This window comes from Pseudovibrio sp. Ad46, from assembly GCF_001623065.1.
Classification (GTDB): domain Bacteria; phylum Pseudomonadota; class Alphaproteobacteria; order Rhizobiales; family Stappiaceae; genus Pseudovibrio.
In genome coordinates, this window is sequence record NZ_LMCG01000074.1 from 70604 (window position 1) to 90740 (window position 20137).

At 48.8% G+C, this 20137-nt stretch carries 16 protein-coding genes and 1 pseudogene; 9 read left to right on the forward strand and 8 right to left on the reverse strand.

Annotated features, from left to right (window positions below):
* Positions 1-711: 711 nt before the first annotated feature.
* Positions 712-1428 carry a DUF599 family protein gene (locus PsAD46_RS21300; RefSeq protein ID WP_063291732.1) on the forward strand — a complete coding sequence of 239 codons (717 nt, stop codon included), beginning with the start codon at positions 712-714 and terminating at the stop codon, positions 1426-1428.
* On the opposite strand, the gene PsAD46_RS21305 is transcribed toward PsAD46_RS21300, so the two are convergent.
* Positions 1353-2531, reverse strand: a complete 1179-nt coding sequence (locus PsAD46_RS21305; RefSeq protein WP_193776984.1) for an adenylate/guanylate cyclase domain-containing protein — start codon at positions 2529-2531, stop codon at positions 1353-1355. The two genes, PsAD46_RS21300 and PsAD46_RS21305, sit on opposite strands and share 76 nt — an antisense overlap.
* Before the next feature lie 379 nt (positions 2532-2910).
* Between PsAD46_RS21305 and PsAD46_RS21310 the strand changes: the two genes are divergently transcribed.
* Entirely contained in the window at positions 2911-3513 is a 603-nt protein-coding gene (locus tag PsAD46_RS21310) for a thiamine phosphate synthase (protein WP_063307825.1), read from the forward strand.
* A gap of 126 nt (positions 3514-3639) precedes the next feature.
* Here PsAD46_RS21310 and PsAD46_RS21315 read toward each other — a convergent pair whose 3' ends face one another.
* Positions 3640-4254 carry an ATP-dependent Clp protease proteolytic subunit gene (locus tag PsAD46_RS21315; RefSeq protein WP_063289683.1) on the reverse strand — a complete coding sequence of 205 codons (615 nt, stop codon included), beginning with the start codon at positions 4252-4254 and terminating at the stop codon, positions 3640-3642.
* A 366-nt stretch (positions 4255-4620) separates the two neighbouring features.
* Between PsAD46_RS21315 and PsAD46_RS21320 the strand changes: the two genes are divergently transcribed.
* A complete protein-coding gene (locus PsAD46_RS21320; protein WP_208981966.1) occupies positions 4621-6702 on the forward strand; it encodes an EAL domain-containing protein in 2082 nt (693 codons plus the stop codon).
* On the opposite strand, the gene PsAD46_RS21325 is transcribed toward PsAD46_RS21320, so the two are convergent.
* The 4 genes from PsAD46_RS21325 to mgtE all read right to left on the reverse strand — a co-directional run bounded on the left by PsAD46_RS21325 (position 6694) and on the right by mgtE (position 9915).
* Positions 6694-7119: an ACT domain-containing protein gene (locus PsAD46_RS21325; RefSeq protein WP_063291736.1), complete on the reverse strand. Its 426-nt coding sequence runs from the start codon at positions 7117-7119 to the stop codon at positions 6694-6696. The genes PsAD46_RS21320 and PsAD46_RS21325 overlap by 9 nt on opposite strands.
* A 129-nt stretch (positions 7120-7248) precedes the next feature.
* Positions 7249-7968 carry a hypothetical protein gene (locus tag PsAD46_RS21330; protein ID WP_063307826.1) on the reverse strand — a complete coding sequence of 240 codons (720 nt, stop codon included), beginning with the start codon at positions 7966-7968 and terminating at the stop codon, positions 7249-7251.
* Positions 7969-8055: 87 nt separating this feature from the next.
* Positions 8056-8481 carry a VOC family protein gene (locus tag PsAD46_RS21335; protein ID WP_057463394.1) on the reverse strand — a complete coding sequence of 142 codons (426 nt, stop codon included), beginning with the start codon at positions 8479-8481 and terminating at the stop codon, positions 8056-8058.
* A gap of 18 nt (positions 8482-8499) precedes the next feature.
* Positions 8500-9915 carry a magnesium transporter gene (mgtE, locus tag PsAD46_RS21340; protein ID WP_063307833.1) on the reverse strand — a complete coding sequence of 472 codons (1416 nt, stop codon included), beginning with the start codon at positions 9913-9915 and terminating at the stop codon, positions 8500-8502.
* A gap of 884 nt (positions 9916-10799) precedes the next feature.
* Here mgtE and PsAD46_RS27985 point away from each other — a divergent pair.
* The 5 genes from PsAD46_RS27985 (at position 10800) to PsAD46_RS21360 (ending at position 16557) form a co-directional block, all read left to right on the forward strand.
* Positions 10800-11249 (forward strand): hypothetical protein, encoded by a 450-nt coding sequence (locus PsAD46_RS27985; RefSeq protein WP_153039799.1) that lies wholly within the window; start codon positions 10800-10802, stop codon positions 11247-11249.
* A 140-nt stretch (positions 11250-11389) separates the two neighbouring features.
* Positions 11390-12088 carry an ABC transporter ATP-binding protein gene (locus PsAD46_RS21345; protein ID WP_063297383.1) on the forward strand — a complete coding sequence of 233 codons (699 nt, stop codon included), beginning with the start codon at positions 11390-11392 and terminating at the stop codon, positions 12086-12088.
* Positions 12089-12092: 4 nt separating this feature from the next.
* On the forward strand, positions 12093-13313 hold the full coding sequence (locus PsAD46_RS21350; RefSeq protein WP_063301025.1) for an ABC transporter permease: 1221 nt from the start codon (positions 12093-12095) through the stop codon (positions 13311-13313).
* Between the two features lie 374 nt (positions 13314-13687).
* A complete protein-coding gene (locus PsAD46_RS21355) occupies positions 13688-15193 on the forward strand; it encodes a TolC family protein (RefSeq protein WP_063297385.1) in 1506 nt (501 codons plus the stop codon).
* On the forward strand, positions 15142-16557 hold the full coding sequence (locus PsAD46_RS21360) for an efflux RND transporter periplasmic adaptor subunit (protein WP_082827046.1): 1416 nt from the start codon (positions 15142-15144) through the stop codon (positions 16555-16557). Before PsAD46_RS21355 ends, PsAD46_RS21360 begins: the two co-directional genes overlap by 52 nt.
* A gap of 898 nt (positions 16558-17455) precedes the next feature.
* On the opposite strand, the gene PsAD46_RS21365 is transcribed toward PsAD46_RS21360, so the two are convergent.
* Both PsAD46_RS21365 and PsAD46_RS21375 read right to left on the reverse strand, forming a co-directional pair.
* Positions 17456-17890: a hypothetical protein gene (locus PsAD46_RS21365; protein ID WP_063307827.1), complete on the reverse strand. Its 435-nt coding sequence runs from the start codon at positions 17888-17890 to the stop codon at positions 17456-17458.
* Positions 17891-18569: 679 nt separating this feature from the next.
* A pseudogene (locus tag PsAD46_RS21375) lies at positions 18570-19235 on the reverse strand (IS6 family transposase).
* Between the two features lie 52 nt (positions 19236-19287).
* On the opposite strand from PsAD46_RS21375, the gene PsAD46_RS27760 reads away from it, so the two are divergent.
* Positions 19288-19584, forward strand: coding sequence for a helix-turn-helix transcriptional regulator (locus PsAD46_RS27760; RefSeq protein WP_206599640.1), 297 nt, complete (start codon positions 19288-19290; stop codon positions 19582-19584).
* Positions 19585-20137: the final 553 nt, after the last annotated feature.

The window sequence follows — 20137 nt, forward strand, 5'->3', positions numbered from 1 at the left end:
TTATCGATTTTGAAGATACGCTAGAACCAGCTCAAAGAAAAAGGGATGCAGACGTCACATCTGCATCCCTACCAAAATCCGCGTTTAAGCAGTTATCTTGGGATTAACTGCTGGCACCTGCAAATACATAAAGCAGCGCCATAACGCCGCCGAGGGTTGCGACAGTCCACACAGTGAACCCCCAGCAGGACTTCTGAATTTCGTGATCCATAAAACACCGTTTAATGGTTGATACACGTGCGCCGAGGAGACCCCGTCAGCACAGGGCGCACGGAATATCCCTTCCGTGATCAAAGCGCAACAGCAAAACGGCAAAATTTGGCTTGGCAGACTGCTGCACCTCACTACGTACAAACCACTACTCATTCATCAGTCAGATATACCTACCCCATAAAAACTCATAGCTCCAAAGAGTTAGGGTTCTTTAGAATTGATAAAATTATCGATAACCATAAAAAAATTCACTGAAAATATTTATGCAAAAATTCGTTCAAAACTCGACTTAATTGAGAATTGGCTACCCTATAGGACAACTCAAACTCCATTTTTTGACCATTCTGAGTCTGTTTTCTCGCAATTTTGCCGGGCTCACACAGCCGCATATCATGCGCGCCCTCTAGCCCCTCTCCGCAAATCATGCCAAACATAAGACTGCCCGTTTGCATCAAGACGGGCTCATGTCCGGACTCAGGCTTAAAAACAGAAAGACCAATGCTTCAGATCCCGTTTTCCAACTTCATTGCCATCCTCGTCTTCGTCTCCTCATGGGGCTTGTACAGCTGGTTGGCCTATCGAAGCCCCTGGTCCAAAAACACGCTCTCTCACGCCATGGACACGCACCGTTACCGCTGGATGCGCGCAATGCTCAAACGAGAGGTCCGCATTGCTGACACCAACATCGCGTCCGGCCTGCAGCAAGGCACCGCATTTTTCGCCTCAGCCTCCCTTCTGGCCATCGGCGGCACAGTCACTCTGCTCAGCGCTATGGATGAGGTCACCGCCCTCGCCCGCACGCTCGATCTGCCATTTTTGGATGATCCAATACAAAATGAAGCCAAGACCTTCGGTTTGATGATCATTCTGGCGTACGCGTTTTTTAAGTTCGGCTGGGCTTACCGCTTGTTCAACTACACAACCATCGTCATGGGCTCTATCCCGGATGATTGCCATGAAGACAATGAAGAGGCTGTTGAAGCATCCCTGCGCGCAGCACGGCTGGCAACCCTTGCGGGCCGCCATTTCAGCAGCGGCCAGCAAGCGCTCTTCTTCGCGGTAGGTTATCTGGGATGGTATGCAGGGCCGTTCGTATTCATCGGAACGACCCTGATGGTGACATTGGTGCTGCTGCGCCGTCAGTTCTTCTCAAAAGCGAGAAAAGCCGTATTGCCGGGTCCAAATACACAAGACCTCGTCAATTCCGGCGCTTGATAAACTTTCACCGGTGTGGGGAAGCCCTTGAGTGGGTATGTCCCCACATAGGTATCCTCACAACAGCTGAGGACTTCTGCAACTGACTGCGAAATCAGCATTTCCTGATTAAGGCGTTTTGAAAGGTCAGCAATCCGTGCGGCCTCATTCACCACAGGTCCAACAACCGTAAAGTCCAGTCGCCGCTGCCCACCAACATTGCCAAAGAACACGCGACCTGAATGCACGCCCATACCAACATGGATGGCAGGCAAATCAGGAAACCCGCGCGCATTCGCAATCGTCAGGTCCGCCATGCTTTCGCGCAGTGCCGACATGGCTTCAAACGCCGCTATTCTGGCACTTTGCTCATCCGTATAGGGAAACACCGCCAGAACTTCATCGCCAATAAACTTCAGGATCTCGCCGCCATGCTGTTCAACCCGCGACGTAACAATGCCAAAATACTCGTTAAGCAGCTGCAACAAGGCTTTGTCTGGCAGGTAATTTGAAAACCCGGTGAAGTTGCGAATATCGCAAAACGCTACAATCGCGTTGATATGCTCTCCATCTCCCCGACGAATCTCACCATTCATCACCCGCCGTCCGGCACGTGTTCCAAGATAGGTATTGAGAATGTTCTCAGAGGCCTGCCGGGAATTAAACAGCTCACAAATCAGCGCGAGGGGAGCAGTGATCTGCTCAAACACGCTGATAAACTCATCCTTGAAACCATCAGCCGCCCGCGAGGCAAAAGCCAGCCCATGGACCTCACCATCCGAGAACACCATGGGGAGTGCAACGTAATCCGTATACCCTTGCTCTTTAAGCTCCTGAATAACCTTGAGCCGGTCATACTCATCATGATGTCCAAACTTATGCCGGATCATATGCCCGGCTTCAGTGGACCGTTTCCAAAGGCTTTGATTGTAGGATTCACTCATCTCAGGTGTGTGCTGGAAATATCGCACACGCGGACCAACGCCCCGCTCCCAGATAAGCCCCTCACCATGATAGTTCGGGTCCAGAATAGAGATACCCGTAGAGATCCGGTCCACCTCCACGCCTATATTCTGCAAGTGTTCGCCCAATGCCGCAAAGATACGACAGGGACGCCCCAACATTTTTGCGTCCTTGGACAGCCATTCCATTAAATCGCAGAGGGAAAAAGACTCACTACTAGACATTTACACCCCAGAGACGAGCGGAGAAGAAGACCACGTAAAATCACCACACTCGCAAGCAAACACGGCAAAAGTTCCAATATTTCTTATCATTTACTTTTCAACTCAGACATTTACAGGAATCCCTTCAAGAAACTCTCGCCTTTTTTGCTAGACTTTCTCCACAATTCAACACACGCACAACGTGTAAATGCTTCAAATTTTAGAAATTTGTAGCCAACAACCTGATCAACTCCTATTTTTGCCCAAAAATATGAACGCAGCACGCATCTGGTGATTGTCCATCCAATCACAGCGCCCTTAACCGAGAAACCCAGCAATGTTAGATCGCTTTTATCTGATCATCGATGGCACCCAGTGGCTGCCACGTATCCTTCCTCTTGGCGTCAAATGTCTCCAGCTCCGCATCAAAGATAAATCAGAGGATGAAATCCGATCGCAGGTCCGGGAAGCAAAACAGCTTTGCGACAAAGCCGGCGCAGTGCTTATCGTCAACGATCACTGGCAAGCCGCCTACGACGCAAACGTGGGCTATGTGCATTTAGGACAGGAAGACCTGAAAACCGCCGATTTCCGCGCACTCCGTTCCGCAGGAATCTACTACGGTGTTTCCACCCATGATGAAGCCGAGCTGGACACAGCTCTGGCACTAGATCCTGAATATGTGGCCCTTGGTCCAATTTACAATAGCGCAACAAAAGAAATGCACTGGCAACCTAAGGGTCTCGAAACACTCAAAAGATGGCGGGCGCGCACAAGTAAACATCTGGTTGCCATCGGCGGCATCACACTGGACCGCGCTACCGAAGTCTTCGAAAGCGGCGCCGATTCCATCGCCACCATCTCCGACGTCATCAACGCGCCCAACCCAGAACACCGCACCACCCAATGGCTCCAAGCCTCCCAAAACTGGCAGCGGTAGAAGCACACTTCATAACGCGTCGTCTCTTTATATAAGGAGAGCGAACTTGCCCGTCACTCATCCTGACCCGGGCAGCAAAAAAGGCAGCCAAACGGCTGCCTTTTTCAAATTCCAGCAAGCAAGGTACTAGCCAAGCTCGGAGACGTTGTTGATGACTTTACCAACAAGACCGTACTCGATGCCCTCTTCCGGGCTCATCCAGTAATCACGGTCAGTGTCTTTTTCAATGCGCTCAATCGGCTGACCAGTTGCATCTGCAAAGATCTGGTTCAAGCGATCACGCATCTTCAAAATTTCTTTGGCCTGAATTTCGATGTCAGTTGCCATACCGCCGGCACCACCAGATGGTTGGTGAAGCAGGAAGCGTGTGTTCTGAGTGCAGGAACGACGTTCTCTAGGCACTGACACATAAATCAGAGCACCAGCGCTCGCGACCCAACCCATACCAAGAATGCGAACTTCCGGCTGAATGAACCTGATCATGTCATGGATCATATCACCGGACTCAACGTGTCCACCCGGAGAAGAAACAATAACGGTAATCGGGTCGCTGCTAACCTGGGAAAGCGCAAGCAGACGGGAACAGACTTCCTGAGCCATCTCTTGAGTCACAGGTCCTGTAATCAGCACTGTACGCGCATCAAAAAGATGCTTGTCCACCGGGATGGACTTGTCAGGATTCTTTGGCGCGTCTTCATCACCTTCGAGGCGAACTGACGTCGAAGCACAAATGTCCGTCATGCGAATGACATGCTCCCTTATATTAGCTACCGCCCCACGCGGCAGACTGTGATCAAACATAACTAAAAGATACTGCGGCAGACCGCAAACACGCAAAGTCATAGCCTAACAGAAATTCCCTAGGAAAAAGAGGGCGTTCTCCCCTCACTTTTGATAGGCTTTTCGGAAAGCCGCCGTTTCTCCACTTAAAATCAATGCATTATGCACATTTTCAGTTCCTTTGTTCCAACTTAAAGGCAAAGGAATAACGTTTTAATAACCTTGCAACTCACATAATCGGTAAAAATAACGATCTACCTATAGCTGATATAGACATGCAGGGGATGGTGTCTAGTCCTTGGACACAGCACAAAGGGATTTTCGGGTTTGACTGGTTATACTGAAACGCTGGATTCCAACGTCCAATATCATTCGCCTGTCCCGGCGGAAGACCAACGGGCTTTTGCGCGCGTGGACGTTCCCATGTACATTGTTGATGTCAGCCAGACCAAGCTTGTCTGGGCAAATTCTGCGGGCTTGTCCTTCCTGGGCCTTAGCCTGCGCGAGTGTATCGACGCCTCCGGAACCTTCCGAATGGACCTGCCTGCGCCGTTCGATGACCTCTCCTATCAGCGCCAGCTTCATTCCTATCTCAGCCGGGTCACGGAAGAAGGCCGCATTACAGAGTGCATCACCGTAATTCCCAACTCCCAGCCGGTCTCTGTATATTGCTCCATCTCCCCGCAACCATTGATCACAGGAAACCCTGCACTTTTGGTGCAGGTCATTTCAGAGGTTGGCAACGAGCCTGAGCAAGTCCGCAGCGCACAGGTGCTGCTTTACACCACGTCCATGATCAGCATGTTTGATGAGAATGGCAAACTCATCTTTGAAAACCCCGCAAGCCGCCTCAACCGCCCAGATGGCTGCGAAGACCTGATCAACCGCATGTGCAACCGCCGCGATTTTGATGCGCTGCTGGATGAACTGCGCAAAACAGGCCGCGCCAATCTCGTCGCACTCATGCACTCCTCTCAAGGAGAACGCTGGTTCGACCTCAACGCCCGCAGTGGATACGATCCTTATTCCGGCTCCCGGGCCATCCTGCTCAGCGCCACAGATGTCACCAAACGCCTGAAAGCAGAACATGAAGTCCGCTATCTGGCTCACCATGACACCCTCACAGGACTGGCCAACAGATCCTTTCTTGAGATTGAAGCAGAACGCTATCTGGATGAAACCCGCATCACCGGCAATCCGGGTGCACTCATCTTCATTGATCTTGACCGCTTTAAAACAATCAACGACACCCTCGGCCATCTGGTCGGCGACGACCTGCTCGTCGTCATCGCCAAGCGCCTCAAAGAGGTCGTTGAAGGCATAGGCTTTGTGGCGCGCCTCGGAGGGGATGAGTTCGTGGTCCTCATTGCCAACTTCGCAGATTACGACCTGCTCGACGACATCAGCCGCGAAATCAGAACCGCCCTGTCCAAGCCCTGCAAAGTGCGCGGGCACATGCTGCAGGTGACCCCATCCATTGGCGTGTGCACCTATCCCGAACACGGCGTCGATCTGGACACGCTCATGCGTAAAGCCGACCTTGCCATGTATAAGGCAAAGGATCTGGGCCGCGACCGCATCTGCTTCTTTGATGTATCCATGTCCCGCGAAGCTGAAGAGCGGGTCAGTCTGGAAACCGCCCTGCGTCAGGCTCTGCGCAATCACGAGCTCGCCGTTCATTACCAACCGCGCGTCTGCATCACCACCAACCGCATTGTTGGAGCAGAAGGCCTGCTGCGCTGGCATCATCCAACACGCGGCCTCGTCTCTGCCGCAAGTTTCATTGAGATTGCTGAAGAAGCAGGCATGATTGATGAGATCGGAGACTGGGTCGCCCGCGAAGCCATGCTCCAGCAAAAGCAATGGGCACTGGCTGGTCACAACATCGCCATCTCAATCAACCTGTCTCCGGCTCAGTTCCGGCGCGGACGCATATCCCAGCGCCTGCACCGCATACTTCTTGAGACGGGCGCCTCAGCCAGCTCAATTCGCCTTGAGATCACCGAAAGCGCTCTTCTCAGTGATGCCAATGAAACGCTAAAAGAACTCAACGCACTCCGAGATCTGGGCTTTACGCTGGAAATTGATGATTTTGGAACCGGTTACTCAAACCTGGGCTACCTCCAGCGGTATCCAGTCACAGCACTCAAGATCGACCGTTCCTTCATCGCCGACACCAAACGCTGGCCAATCGTACAGATGATTGTGCAGATGGGTCGCCTGCTGAACCTGACACTGGTGGCAGAAGGCATTGAGACACGAGAGCAGCTTCGCCAAATCCAGAAACTGCAGTGCCATGAGTATCAGGGATACCTGTATTCTCCTGCCGTCTCCCCTCACACCTTTGAGTGTCTGCTCAAAGGACAGCACACCGTCACCTCCCCGCCAACAGTTGGCGCCTTAGCGTAGCGCGGCTTTTGCAGAGCGGCTTAGCTCCGTCAAAGCGGCCAGTGCCTCCTCGGCCTTCTCTTCTGGTACAAAGATGTGGTCGTGATAATACGCGGCCACAACATTGGCAGAAATGCCCACATCTGCCAGCGCGCTGGAAAGAGCTGCCGTAAGTCCCACAGCCTCCAGCGAACTGTGAACCGCAAGCGAAATCCGCCGGAAGCACGGCTCAGTATCAACACCAGCCTTGCCTGCATTTTCAATAGATAGAATGGCTGTCAGACCCTCGTTCTCCCAGAACAACCCGAGCGGTGAGTGCTCAGCCAATCCCTCAACACTGCCATTGGGAAAGCAGCAAAACACAAAGCTCTCTTCAGAAAGAGAGGCTTCCATGGAAGCGAGAAGTTCTTGCAAATCCAGTCCGCCGCGCGATGTCATACCCAATGGCTCCCTCTCTCAACGCTCAAAATATCTCTCAATAAGGCCTAGCATATCCCAGTGAACATATAGGGGAACAAGAAAGTACGGTCCTGGAAAGCGGTTCCAGTTCCCAGACAACAGTACGCCCTATTCTCCCGGAGAGAACGTGCCATCAGCATTGTAGTCAACAACAACGATTTGCGGCCCATCAACAGCAAACTCAATCAGCACAGGCGCAGAACCTGCGAGATTGTAAGGCACAACCTCACCCTCATCGTAAGATCCCATACTCAGCCAAAAAGCAAACAGCGGCGCGCAATCAATCTGAGTGTCAGCAACAGGCGGTACAAAGCTGGAAAGCACCACCCGGCCGTCTGAAAGTTGAATGGCATTCCCGCAGCAAACCCCAAGCAAATCATCATCAGACACAGATGGGATCGTTATCCTGAAACTTCGGAGGGTCACACCAGCCTCATTGGCAGAGGGGGATAAGCCCAGCGGCTTTGCGGTTAAATGGGTGCAGTTGAGGGAAACACGATCAGCGGAACTTTGTGTCCCCACCACACGCTGCGAGACGAACTCCAGGGCATCTGTCTCATCTTGCCCCGTCGTAGAAACATAGAGACAACCGCCAGCAGCTGGCCTTTTCTCACGCACAGCACCAGCCAAAACATGTTCACGAAACGCAAACTCAAGCTGAGGTCCCGAAGCGTTGTAAGGCGCGATATTTCCAGAACAAACACAGCAGGACTGCACAACGGGAGGCACGCCACCCTGAACCACATAGGAGGGCTGCAACTGAAAGAGATAGAAACCACAGGCCTGATCTGACCGGTTTCTGATTATGATCTTGCACTCCTGAACCATAACTCCCGCCTTTCGACAAAAAGTCATCTGCCAATCCTGAGACTGGAACCACAAAAGGAGATTACACCGCAAAACGCGAGACGCGCTCTAATCCTGATAGTTGGGCCACAGTCCCGGTGTTGCCAGTTCCACCACATTGCCAAACGGGTCATGGAAAAACAGGCTCACACCGCCTTGAGGCCATCGCACCTCACTGCTGATCGCAACTTTTTTCTCTTCAAGGTATTCACGCCACTCGATCAATGCACTTCTGGAGATCGCAAATGCAAAATGAGAAGGGCCGTCAGTGCTGTGCCCCGGTACCATACCATATGGGCTTTCAACATCCTCACGGCACACACCGCGCCTGAAGACCAGAAGCATCTGATTGGGGCCAACGTCATACCCATGCATGCGCTCGCCTTCAACAACCCGCCTCAACCCCAAAAACTCACCATAAAAATCATGCGCACTGGCAAAATCATCAACGTAAACGGCAGTTTCGACAATTCCATTAATACCTGGGGCGTCCATTCCTAACCTCCTGATTGGCTAGTATGGCAGACCGAACCACCACGCAGCCAGGAACAAAAATGTAAAGAAGCCAACAACGTCCGTTATGGTGGTCACAAAAACTGAAGAAGCAATGGCAGGATCCGCTCCAATTTTCTCTAAGCCCATAGGAACCAGCAATCCAAACAGACCAGCGCAGATTGAGTTAATCAGAATTGCGCTGCCAATAACCACCCCAAGTTCTGGGTTGAGGAACCATCCCCCCGCGATAGCACCAATCAGGAATCCGAGGCCGACACCGTTGATAAGGCCCACCAACAGCTCACGTCGCAAAACGCGTAGAATGTTACGCCGGTTCAATTCCTGGGTCGCAATTGCGCGCACCGTCACCGCCATGGTCTGCGTACCGGAGTTTCCGCCCATGGACGCCACAATCGGCATCAACACAGCCAAAGCCACCATGCGCTCAATCGTGGCCGTGAAGAGCGATATGACAAAAGCGGCAAAGATTGCGGTAAACACATTCACCGTCAACCAGGAGAAACGGGACTTGGCAATCTCAAGCACACTGTCTGAGATCTCCTCATCCCCCACACCAGCCATCGCCAGCATGTCTTCCTCAGCCTCTTCCTGAATGACGTCAACAATGTCATCAACGGTCACAATACCGACCAGACGTTCTGAGACGTCAGTCACCGCGACAGAAACAAGGTTATAGCGCTCAAACAAACGCGCCACATCTTCCTGATCATCCGTGACCAGAACAGAATGACGGGTCTCCTCCATGATCTTGGAGATCTTTTTTGATCGTTTCGTGCGCAACAACCGGTCCAGCGCCACAGCACCCAAAAGATGGAAGCCGGGGTCAACCACATAAAGCTCATAGAAGCTGTCCGGCAGATCTTTGGAGCTGCGCAGATGGTCAATCACCTGCCCTACAGTCCAGAACGGCGGCACGGCAATAAAATCAGTCTGAACAATACGTCCAGCAGTATCCTCGGGAAACTCCAGCGCACGTTTAATCTGGACCTGATCCACATTGGGCAACTGAGCAAGGATCTTCTCCTGCTCTTCCTGCTCCATGTCTTCAAGCAGATAAACAGCATCATCGGATTCAAGCTCGCCAATCCCCTCAGCAACATCCCCATCCGGCAATGCCTCCAGAACCTGCGCACGCACAGACTCTTCGGTTTCGGTCAAAGCAGCAAAGTCGAATTCTTCACCCAGCAGCTGAATCAGGAGAAGGCGATCATCCTCTCGCAGCATCTCCAGCAGGTCACCCATATCCGCATCATGCAGATTACCCGCCAGCTCACGCACAACAGCCGCATCCCGCGTATCAAGGGCTGCTTCAACGTGCGTAACAAAGTCGGTATCAAGGTGTCCGCTTGCATCTCTGACATGTGGTGGAGGGGGCGCGGCATGAAGCGCACCGGGATTTTCCGATTGGGTCATGTGACCTCCACACGTTAGAGCGCGTTCCGTTTGATTGGATTCAATCAAACGACAAGAATTCGCTCCACCAAAGATGCTAGAATGCGGTGCGTGAATGTAAATGACCGCGACGCGTTCCAGAGTCAAATGCTTGGCGTGAGCATCGTCCTTCGAGATTGCTGAAAATTGAAATGCACGTGGAACCATCGTCCCTATGCACAGTTTTGTGTTTATAGCGACCTGCGCAGACCGTGCAATCCTTTTACGAAGAATTCACGATTTCCATCAAAACGCATTCTGTTTGAGCAACCGCACTCAAGATGAGAACGCACGCTCAACCAACGAACGCATCAAAAACGTAAATAACGCAAATTCGCGCAAAAAATCACAAAGCAACGCAAACCAGCGACACTCCCCTTTTCAGGGAATGGCATATGCATATTTTATACTGAGAAAAAACAGAGGCTTAGATAGAAAAAAACCCCGGCTCATAAAGAGCTCGGGGCTTTTGGTGCGGCCGAGAAGACTCGAATAAAGTATTTTTATCAATAAAAACAATGATATAAATAAGTGAAACTTTCAAATGCAGGGCAGTTTGTAGGGCAATTTGTAGGGCAAAAGCCGCACCGAACTTTCACAGTATCTATATACATACCTGTGAGTTGAAAATAAAGTATCACTCCAAACGGGAGTAAATTCCGAGAGCTTTACTCTTAGGGCCATTACCGGACATTCGCGCATTTCCATCAAGGGTTGATATGATCTGAGTGGTAGTCGCTTACGGAAGGGTGGGGTGCTCCGCCAAGTGATACGAGTTTGCCACATAAGCTTTACACAATCCTGGGTTGCTATCAATCTAACCCTCACCTCAAGAGAGTTATTTGAGACATAGAAAGGTAATGATTATGAGTTTACTGAAAGCAGCAATCAATGGCGCACTAATGTTCTCAGCTGTTGGCATCGCTAATGCCGCAGACCTCGATTCTATTTCGATAAAGGTTTCTTCTTCTTCAGCCTATGGCCCTCAAAACTATAGAAATTTGTCTTGTAGCGGTGTCGATTTTTGCTCGGTGAGTGTTAATCCATCGCTCTATTCCGAACTCACAGGAACTGTTTCATCTGGGTCTGGAACCGGCAGAGTAAGTTTTGATTACTATAGCTATCGAAACAGTTCTTATCACACATGTAGATATACTTTGTCATTTTCTTATTCTGATGGTAAAATTATTGATTCTGGAATGAGTATTTCAGCTATACGCACTGCAGGTTCATCGCGATGTAGAGTTGTTGCAAATCCAGATGTAAATAACGGGAAACTGTATACAACTGTCAGCTTCACAGGGCCGTATCGCTAACACAGTAGACCTTTGGCATCTCTGAATAAGTGCTCTTAAAGTTCGTAGAGATAATGTATTCGCTTTACTAAAGAGATTTCAGAGATGCTAACTACATTTCGATTATAATGTATACCGTCATCAAGAGGAAAATTTCTTAAATGCCAAAAAGAAACACTCTGATGTCTGCGATAAATATTGAGAAGGTATTCAGAAATGGAAGTGCTGATAGTAATTATTGCGTTTTGCGCGGCGTAAATATTTCTATAAATGAAGGAGAGTATAGTGCTTTACTCGGACCATCGGGATCTGGAAAATCAACTTTGTTAAGCATTTTAGGATTGTTGGATCGACCATCCAGCGGAACTTTGTATTTCAATGGCGTTGATACCTCAAGCATCAATGATAAGCAGATGGCACGCTATCGCAATGGATCTCTGGGGTTTGTTTTTCAGTCTTTTCATCTTATCGAGCGGTATACGGTTTGGGAAAATGTCGGGTTGCCACTGTTATATTCTGGGATTAACAGACAGCGTCAGTTTAAAGCATCCTGCCACGTTCTCAATATGGTTGGCCTCGCCGACCACAAGCACAAACTACCTTCGCAACTATCTGGAGGGCAACGTCAGAGGGTCGCAATCGCTCGCGCATTAATCAACCATCCTAAATTGTTGCTAGCTGATGAACCTACTGGGAACCTAGATCAAAGAACAGCACAAGAAATATTATCTCTTCTAGAATTTCTGAATAGAGAGAAGAACCTCTCAATTCTCATTGTAACTCATGACCTAAGCATCGCCGAACGTTGCAATAAACAGTTTCGGATACGCGATGGGGTGATCTCTGATTGCAGGTGTTAGGCAAATGAGTCGCGCGGACGAGTGTGCAACTGACAAGCGAAGTGTTTTTACACTTATCGCTGTCGAGGCAGCCTTTTCGATTTTTAATTTCAGTAGGAGTGTATTTCTCGCAGTAATTGGAATCTCGGTGGGCACTGCTGCAGTCATTGCTTTGATGCAAACTAATTATAACGCTCAGGAAGAAATTTTACAAAGCTTTCGATCAAGCGGCATAAACATCGCGGGTTTTCAAGTGCTACCATCAACAGACCGGCATGGCAGTTTAAGTTGGAGCGATGCCGAGAGTACTATCAAGAATACTAACGGCATCGAAAGTGTTGCGGCGATTAATCGTGTGAACGCTCAAGTCAAAGCGCAATCATATAATGCGCGCATCGACGTCTTGGCTGTAACCGATAAATTTTTTAGTATAACGGGTGCATATTTGTCGAAAGGGCGTATGACGTCAAGATATGATGAACATACAGCATTTGCTGTTGTTGGGGCAAATGTTGCAAATGCGTTTTGGGAAGCAAACGGCCGCATACTCACCATCGGAGAACATTTGTCTTTTGGTAAGTTCGAAGTTGTCGTAATTGGTGTTCTGAAAAGAACTCAAGAAAATCCTCTACTCAATATAGCCTTTGATGAGACAATATTCTTGCCCTTTGATGCAGCTCGCAAGCTTAGAGGGCAAGTCAGCATTGATCAATTAATAGTCAGTATGTCGGATGAAATAGAGATTGATCAAGTTGTAGAAGCGCTCAAAACAAAACTACTTAAGAATATGAAAAGTGGAGAGATTTTTACGATCTCCGCGAAGCAACTAATAACAAGCATGGCCTCTCAGAAAACAATCTATGGCTCGCTCTTAACTGCGACCGGCTTCATTTCATTGTTCGTTGGAGGTGTTGGTATCATGAACGTGATGTTGATGAGCGTCTTAGAGAGGCGTCAAGAAATCGGCATACGTAGAGCAATAGGAGCGAGAAAAAATGATATATTATTTATGTTTTTATGTGAGGCTATATTAATTTCTACTATAGGAGGGGCATTGGGTTCAAGTATTGGATTTTTTGTGAGTTGGATTTTTACTTTTATTTCTGGATGGATTTTTACATTCTACTTTCTTTCTTTGCCGATCAGTCTAGCCATGTCATTTATAGTTGGATTGTTTTTCGGGTTGTATCCAGCATTACAAGCAGCGCGTGTTGAGCCGCTTGTTGTGCTTAGAGCTAGTTCGTAAATCTGAATGTTGCGATCAAACATCAAAGATAATTGTTGCTGAAATGGAAGCTACTTCATCAATTCGACTTTATTGTCATTCGGTAGATTGTGTTTCTTTAAAAACCTATAGTGCTATCCAGAAAATACAACTAATTTTAGTTTATGCCGTATTTTTTGTTTGTGCTTGTTTTCGGATGGCAATTCAGTTCGTCTCTTTATGCTCTGCCTTTAGGGGGCTGATAGCAGTTGCTATGGGGTTATTTTTGGGCAGTTACCCTGTAGTTTGGGCCCCCAGACTACATCCAGTTACAGCCTCAGGAGCTTTTGATGCTGTTTACTAAGTGTTTATATAACAGGCACTTATACTTGGGATTCCGGATTGCAGGCATCAAAATGGCGTTTGTTATCTGCCTGCTCTTATCAGTTGCCGTTCATGCAGCCTCTCCTTTGCCAAAGCCGCGACCTGAGTTTGGCCAAGCAACATCATCGGAGATACCGATCCCATCACAAAAACCAAATCAGCTTGTCTCTCAAGCTGGCAAGAAGATTTCACTGCAAGAAGCAATCTTCATTGGATTGAAAAGCAACAGGACGATCGAAAGTGCCTGTATCTCGCGCTATGCGGAAGCATACAATCTGTCAGTTGAGGAAGCGCAGTTCGAGCCACAATTTAGCTTTTCTGGAGAGTTGAGTCAGTCTGCAAGCCGCACTCAGCATACTACCCGCGGAACGGTTTCGCCTCAAGCCCAACTCAAAACGCCTTCGGGAGCACAGTTTAAGTTTGCCTGGAGCAATGGTGGAAACTTAAGCAAAGAATTGCAGGACTGGTCCTCTTTCGCTGAGTTTACTGCTGAGAAGCCTCTACTCAGAGGCGGTGGTGTTAAAGCGAATCTAGCATCACTTCAACAAGCACGCCTTGCAGAAAAAGCGAATATCTTGCGTCTGGATTCAACCGTGGCCGAAGTCATTGGAAACATCATTTTTTCTTATCGAGATTTGCTCTTAGCGCAGGAGGAGTTGAAGCTGGCCAACCTTGCAGTCGAACGCGCAGAGAAGCTGATAACCAACAATGAAGCTCTCATTGAAGTTGGCCGAATAGCCGCATTGGACATCATCCAAACACGCGCTGATCTGGAAAATCAACGCTTGCGCGCCTTGCAAGCCACTCAAAACTTAACCACCGCGAAACTGCAGCTTGTGGATCTTCTTGCATTAGATCTGGATACTTCAATTATCGCGATAGAGGCTCAAGAATCAGGCGATGTCACCATCAGCATTAAGCAATTGGTCACCGTTGCCTTAGCCAACAGGCCAGACTATCTGGGGCAACTTAATGTCATAGCGCAGGCAAAGTACAATCTGATTGCTGCGGAAAACGCAAAACTCTGGGATCTTAATTTATTTGCTCGTGGTCGCTACGGGCTAGAGGGCGGCTCTCAAGCAAACTGGCAGACAACTTCAGAGGCTACTGTGGGCTTTAGAGTTAACATCGAACTCAACAATCCAAAGCCTCAACGCGACTATGTGCAAGCTTCCACAACCAAGAAGATCGCATATGTGCGACTTCGCGAAATCCGTCAGGGGATTGAGAAGCAAATCAGGAGATCTGCAAATGAGGCCCGGCTTTTATGGAAACAGATCAAGTTGGCCGAAACTGCAGAGGAACTAGCGCGAAAGGCTGTCGAGGTTGAACTCGCCAAACTCAATGCGGGGCGCTCAACCACTTTTCAGGTCCAAACTCTGGAAGATCACCTGCGAGATCGAGAAATCCAACTTCTCACTGCCCGCATTGGATACTTAAATGCTCTGACCCGGTTGGACCTGCAACTTGGAACCAGCCTTCAAACATGGGGCATAAATCTGAAGAAACCTGGAGGCCTCAGAGCGCCATGCTATTGAACGAGCACGTAGAACCTCATTCCGCTTCTGATGAAAATATAAGCGATGGAAACGATCACAACAGCCCAAGGCATACCAAGCAAAGAGGCAATAAACGTCTGGCACGAGTAGTAAAGCTCTGCGCACTTGGGTGTCTCATTTTGCCTGCAGGGTTTTGGCTCGCAAAAGAAGTTAGCGAGAGAGGTCAGGCGATTGCTCAAACTGATTTGCAACAGCCTGCGTTTTTTGAAGTGCAGCCGACAAATCTCACTCACCATCTGACAGTGGTGGGAACAATTCGTGCCCACAATAGCTCGATACTATTTGCTCCATTTGATGGTCTGACCCGCACTGTTCACGCGACTGTTGGCAGCAGCGTGAAGGCGGGAGCCATTCTGGCGGTTATTGATACAGCAGACATTGCCGCTGAGTCCCGAGCCGCAGAAGCAGACTTCATTAAAGCAAGAGGTGTCGTGCAGTCTTTAAAAGACTGGAGAGCGAGCGCAGATTATCAGCGCTCGCTCCGAGCCTTGCTGCTTGCGGAAGCAGAACTGCTCAATCTTCAAAAACAGACGGACATTCTTGCAGATCTTCTGAACAGAGGAATAGTACCTCGGAACGAGTATGAAGCATCACAGCGCCAAGTCAGCCGACAGATTTTGAATGTTGAGAGCCAGCAACAAGACCTGCGACAATTGGAACAGGCAAGCCAAGGGCAAAGCGTTAATCTGGCAGAGCTGGAGCTAAAAAACGCCGGGGACCGATTTGAAAGACTTAAAGCTCTCAAGGAAAACGCAACTGTGAAAGCTTCCAAAGATGGAATTCTGGTATCCCTTCCCAGCGTTTCTGATGGAGGCCAGAGAACTATGACTATCGAGGCAGGGCTTCAGTTGAAGAAAGGGCAGCCAATTTTTGCAATTGCAGATTCAAGAGTATTTATTGCTGAAGGCCAGATAGATGAGAATGATGTTAGTAAAATACGCGTCGGGCAGACAGTGGAGATATCGAGTGAGGCCTTTCCCGACCATAAATTTGAAGGCGAAATTGCTCGGGTGAGTTCTGAGGCTTTCGGATCAGCCAGTGGTCGCCAACGGCCGGCTTTTCAAGTTCAGGCGAGATTTGAACTCAAGGACAACATGCCTGCTCAGAGTGTGCGCCTAGGAATGTCCTCTCGCATCAAGATCAAAACCTATCAAAAATCAGATGCAATTGTTGTTCCGCTTGAAGCCATCAGTCATGACAACGACAGTCCTTATATCACTGTTCGTCAAAATGAATTGAGTGTGATTGAGCAGCGAAACGTTGAATTGGGAGCTACGACTGTTTATGGGATCGAAGTCACCAAAGGTCTGAGCGCTGGAGAAACAATAATCATGCCGGACTGAATTGTTAGGAAACAAGGTGATATTGAAAATTACTCAATTCCTAGGCCCCGCCTTGGTCCAAGATTTGCATCCGTTGCTCGAGCATCAAGAAATATGCAAGCTATGAGGGGCAATGGTGCTTGCTAAAGTTTTCCTAGCTCATTTGATCTATCAAACATTAGCAGAGCAATTCTATCTACAGCTGATTTTCTTGGGCAATTTGACAAGCATGAGCTGCCGACTACTTCTAGACTAATGATGTGTTGAGTAAGATCTACTTTAACTAGCCTCTCCCATTGGCTGTGTTGTTCCATATTCAGACCAATGACAGCTATAGGTCACTTAGTAACAAACTGGCCAGAATCGACCTATGGTTGAAGTCACGCACTGGCCGTAAGCAATGAGATTTAGGTTGAATGTCTGCAAATGGTCATCAAGCGACTTGCTGCATACGCGAAACCTGATGGTATTGTTTAAGGCTGCAACGAGCTCTTCATGGATTGATGGGACTCTAACTGATGTGTGACAAGGGGGCTTGAAACGCTCGACGGCATCAGCACTCGGATGATTCTTCAACCCTTGACGGAATCACCTAGAAGTTCAGTAGTGGGATGGACCGCTGTCACCTAAGGCGTAGACTCTATAGCGATCCTGATCTTATGAAATGGGAGCAGTCCCATGGCCACAGAACTTCTCTCCGTCGGCATCGACATTGGCAAAAATACATTATTGGGTTAAATGACTATAGTAGCTACGCTTTTGGGAAGAAATCAGGCGCCTATCTCTCGTGGCTACGTTTGAGAAATTGACCCGCTGAGTTGTGGGCATGGAAGTGCACATTTGATAGCCGAACATTGAGCAAACTTGAGGTCGATACCCGTAGCATCGTCCGCATCTTACCATCTCATACTCCGAGATACTAACGACAGTCATCCAGCATGTTCTTTAATTGTTCTGATTTTTGGCCACTTTGCAACTTGGGGCCTTTTAGGCCAGCATGGTAGTAATGTTGTGTGGTGCATCCCCAGTGCGCACATGGGTGAACTGATCGGCAAATCCATTTATGCACATCACGCAAAAGATCGAGCACCTCCACATGCGGATACATCTGCGTGAGTTCCTTGTTCAGCTCCTCAGCGCCTGAAGGAACATCGCTGGCCTGAGGAGTGACGATGAGTGTGCCATTTTTCAGTCGGACATCCTTCAGTTTGCCATCACGTGCCCGGTAGGCCAGCTGCTTAATGTTGAAGTCAAGTTGCTCTCGCATCTTCGATAGCCACGCTGCACTATCTAACGGAACGCCAAAGGCAAGATCGTTGTTCTCTTTGAGCTGGGCAAACTGAGCAGGTGGCATCAAGTGCTCTTTGATAGTGCGATACGACCGGCTACCTTCGACCCAGACGCCTCCAGAACGAAGATGATCACGCAAAACGGCCAAAGTCACAATTTCATAAAGACGTCAATCCGGCTTTTCCTGGTGGAAAATCAAGCGGTGCTCCGAAGTCCCAAAATGAGAACTGGGTACAACCCGAGGCAGAACGCGCCATCCCTCAGCATACTTCTTCCGCAGCATGTCGATGGCAGTAAGCAACGGATCATACCGGCGAGCCGAGCAAAACTCAAAAGTCTTAAGGAAAGAACCGGCGTATTTGCGTAATACTCTATAGTGAGCCTCAGCTAGGGTAAGAACGGAAGCATCATTTTGCTCTATTAGCGAGCTCACACCTTGCTTTGCTTGCTCTAGCTGGAACCATCCGACTTGACGGTCCAGCGCTGCGAGCGCATCCTCCCCGCTTTCTCGTGCAGATTGAAGTGTTGAGATGGTGTTTAGAAACAAACGCGATGCCTTTGACGTTGCCTTCTGGGCATCGATCTGTTGTTGCTAACGGGACTAATCTTGTTTTGAGCGATAGAGAGATGAACTGATCAACGCAAACCAAGACCAAATAAGGGGTTTTGGCTTTGATAGTATTAGGTTAGCGCAAAAAAACTGGTGCCTACGTTTACATGATAACCCCTTTGAAACATTCTTGTTATGTCCACCTAAAACGAACTAAAATAACAATATACAAAGTAGCACTTGGGCCAATTCCGAAGGCCCGCTTAACGAGGCGGGCTTCACCTAGAACATTCTTCGAGAAATTGAAGGCACCAGCCTGACCTTTGCGTAGAGCCCGCATTACTTCAAAGCCTTTGATCATCGCATAGGCGGCCCTCATGGTTTTGAACCCACGTACAGGTTTGATGAGCTGTTTCAGCTTGCCGTGATCAGCTTCGATGATATTGCTCAGATACTTCACTTGGCGATGTTCAATGTCCGTGGGGCATTTTCCTTCTGTTTTCAACTCGGATATAGCAAGGCCATATGTTGGGGCCTTGTCGGTGTTGATAGTATTGCCGAACTTGTCTACGTCTCGGTAGAGATAGGTCCATTTCCCGCCAACCTTTATGTAGTTTTCTTCAACCCGCCAACTGCAGGAGGATGGACACCGCCATTGCCAACGCAGTCGCTTTTCCATCTCCTGGGCATATCTCTAGATCCATCTGTAAATTGTAGCATGATCAACGCAAACGCCGCGCTCAACCATTATCTGTTCAAGGTCACGATAACTGATGCCGTATCTGCAATACCAGCGAACCGCCCATAATGCCACTTCACCACTGAATAGCGGCCTTTCGAAGCACTTATGGTGACTAATATTAATGCTTGTATATTAGCAATTAAATAGCTCATCTGATATAATTGCTATTATGGAAGCATTTAAACTCACATCACCAAATGAAATCCTAACAGCTCTTGCTCGGCGCATTCAGGAGCGGCGCATCTCCGCTGATCTTACCCAAAAAGAGCTAGCGGCTCGATCAGGCGTTTCATACTCTTCAGTGCGCCTATTAGAGACTAATGGAAAAGGTTCTCTGTTAGCCGCAATTAAGTTGGCTTTTGCCTTGGATGCAGAAGACGGTTTCGAAACATTATTCAAGAACAAAATCCCACGATCTATTGAAGATGTTATCGATAAACCCAAACGTAAACGAGTGCGGCGATAAGTACCCTCCAGTTGCACATTGCTTTTTCGTTTCACTCAAAATTGGAAGAGAGAACCCAGGATATGCCAGTTAGCTTGGAAAGATCAAACTCGCCATCGTCAAGAAGGTTCAGCTCTGTTTGCACCTTTGATGATACTGAGCATGTAAGATCGATCATCATGGAATGGCCGCGATATGCCAAACAAGCGGGCTAAACACATAGGAGAACTAAGAAAGTGATCGTCAACTCAATAGTGTTCGTGGGCACCAACCAACATCCTCTAGCTTGTTTGTGAGACTGAAGTGTTTGTTGGCGACCTTCCTAGTTGAGTGCCGATGCCAAATTGACCAACACCGGCCATTCAGCCTGCTGTTGGAGGCAGCCAAGCAGACCGATGTTTCAACTCTAGGTTATTCTGGTTCAACTTACTATAGAGAGAGGAAAGCTAGATTTTTCCGTTGAATTTCCTCTCTAGCTAGCCGACCCCAATTAACCGAATGACTTCCCTAAGGGAAGGAGCAAATTTAGATCGTTGATACCAGTTTCAAAGGTTGGCCCAACTCTCATTGCGGC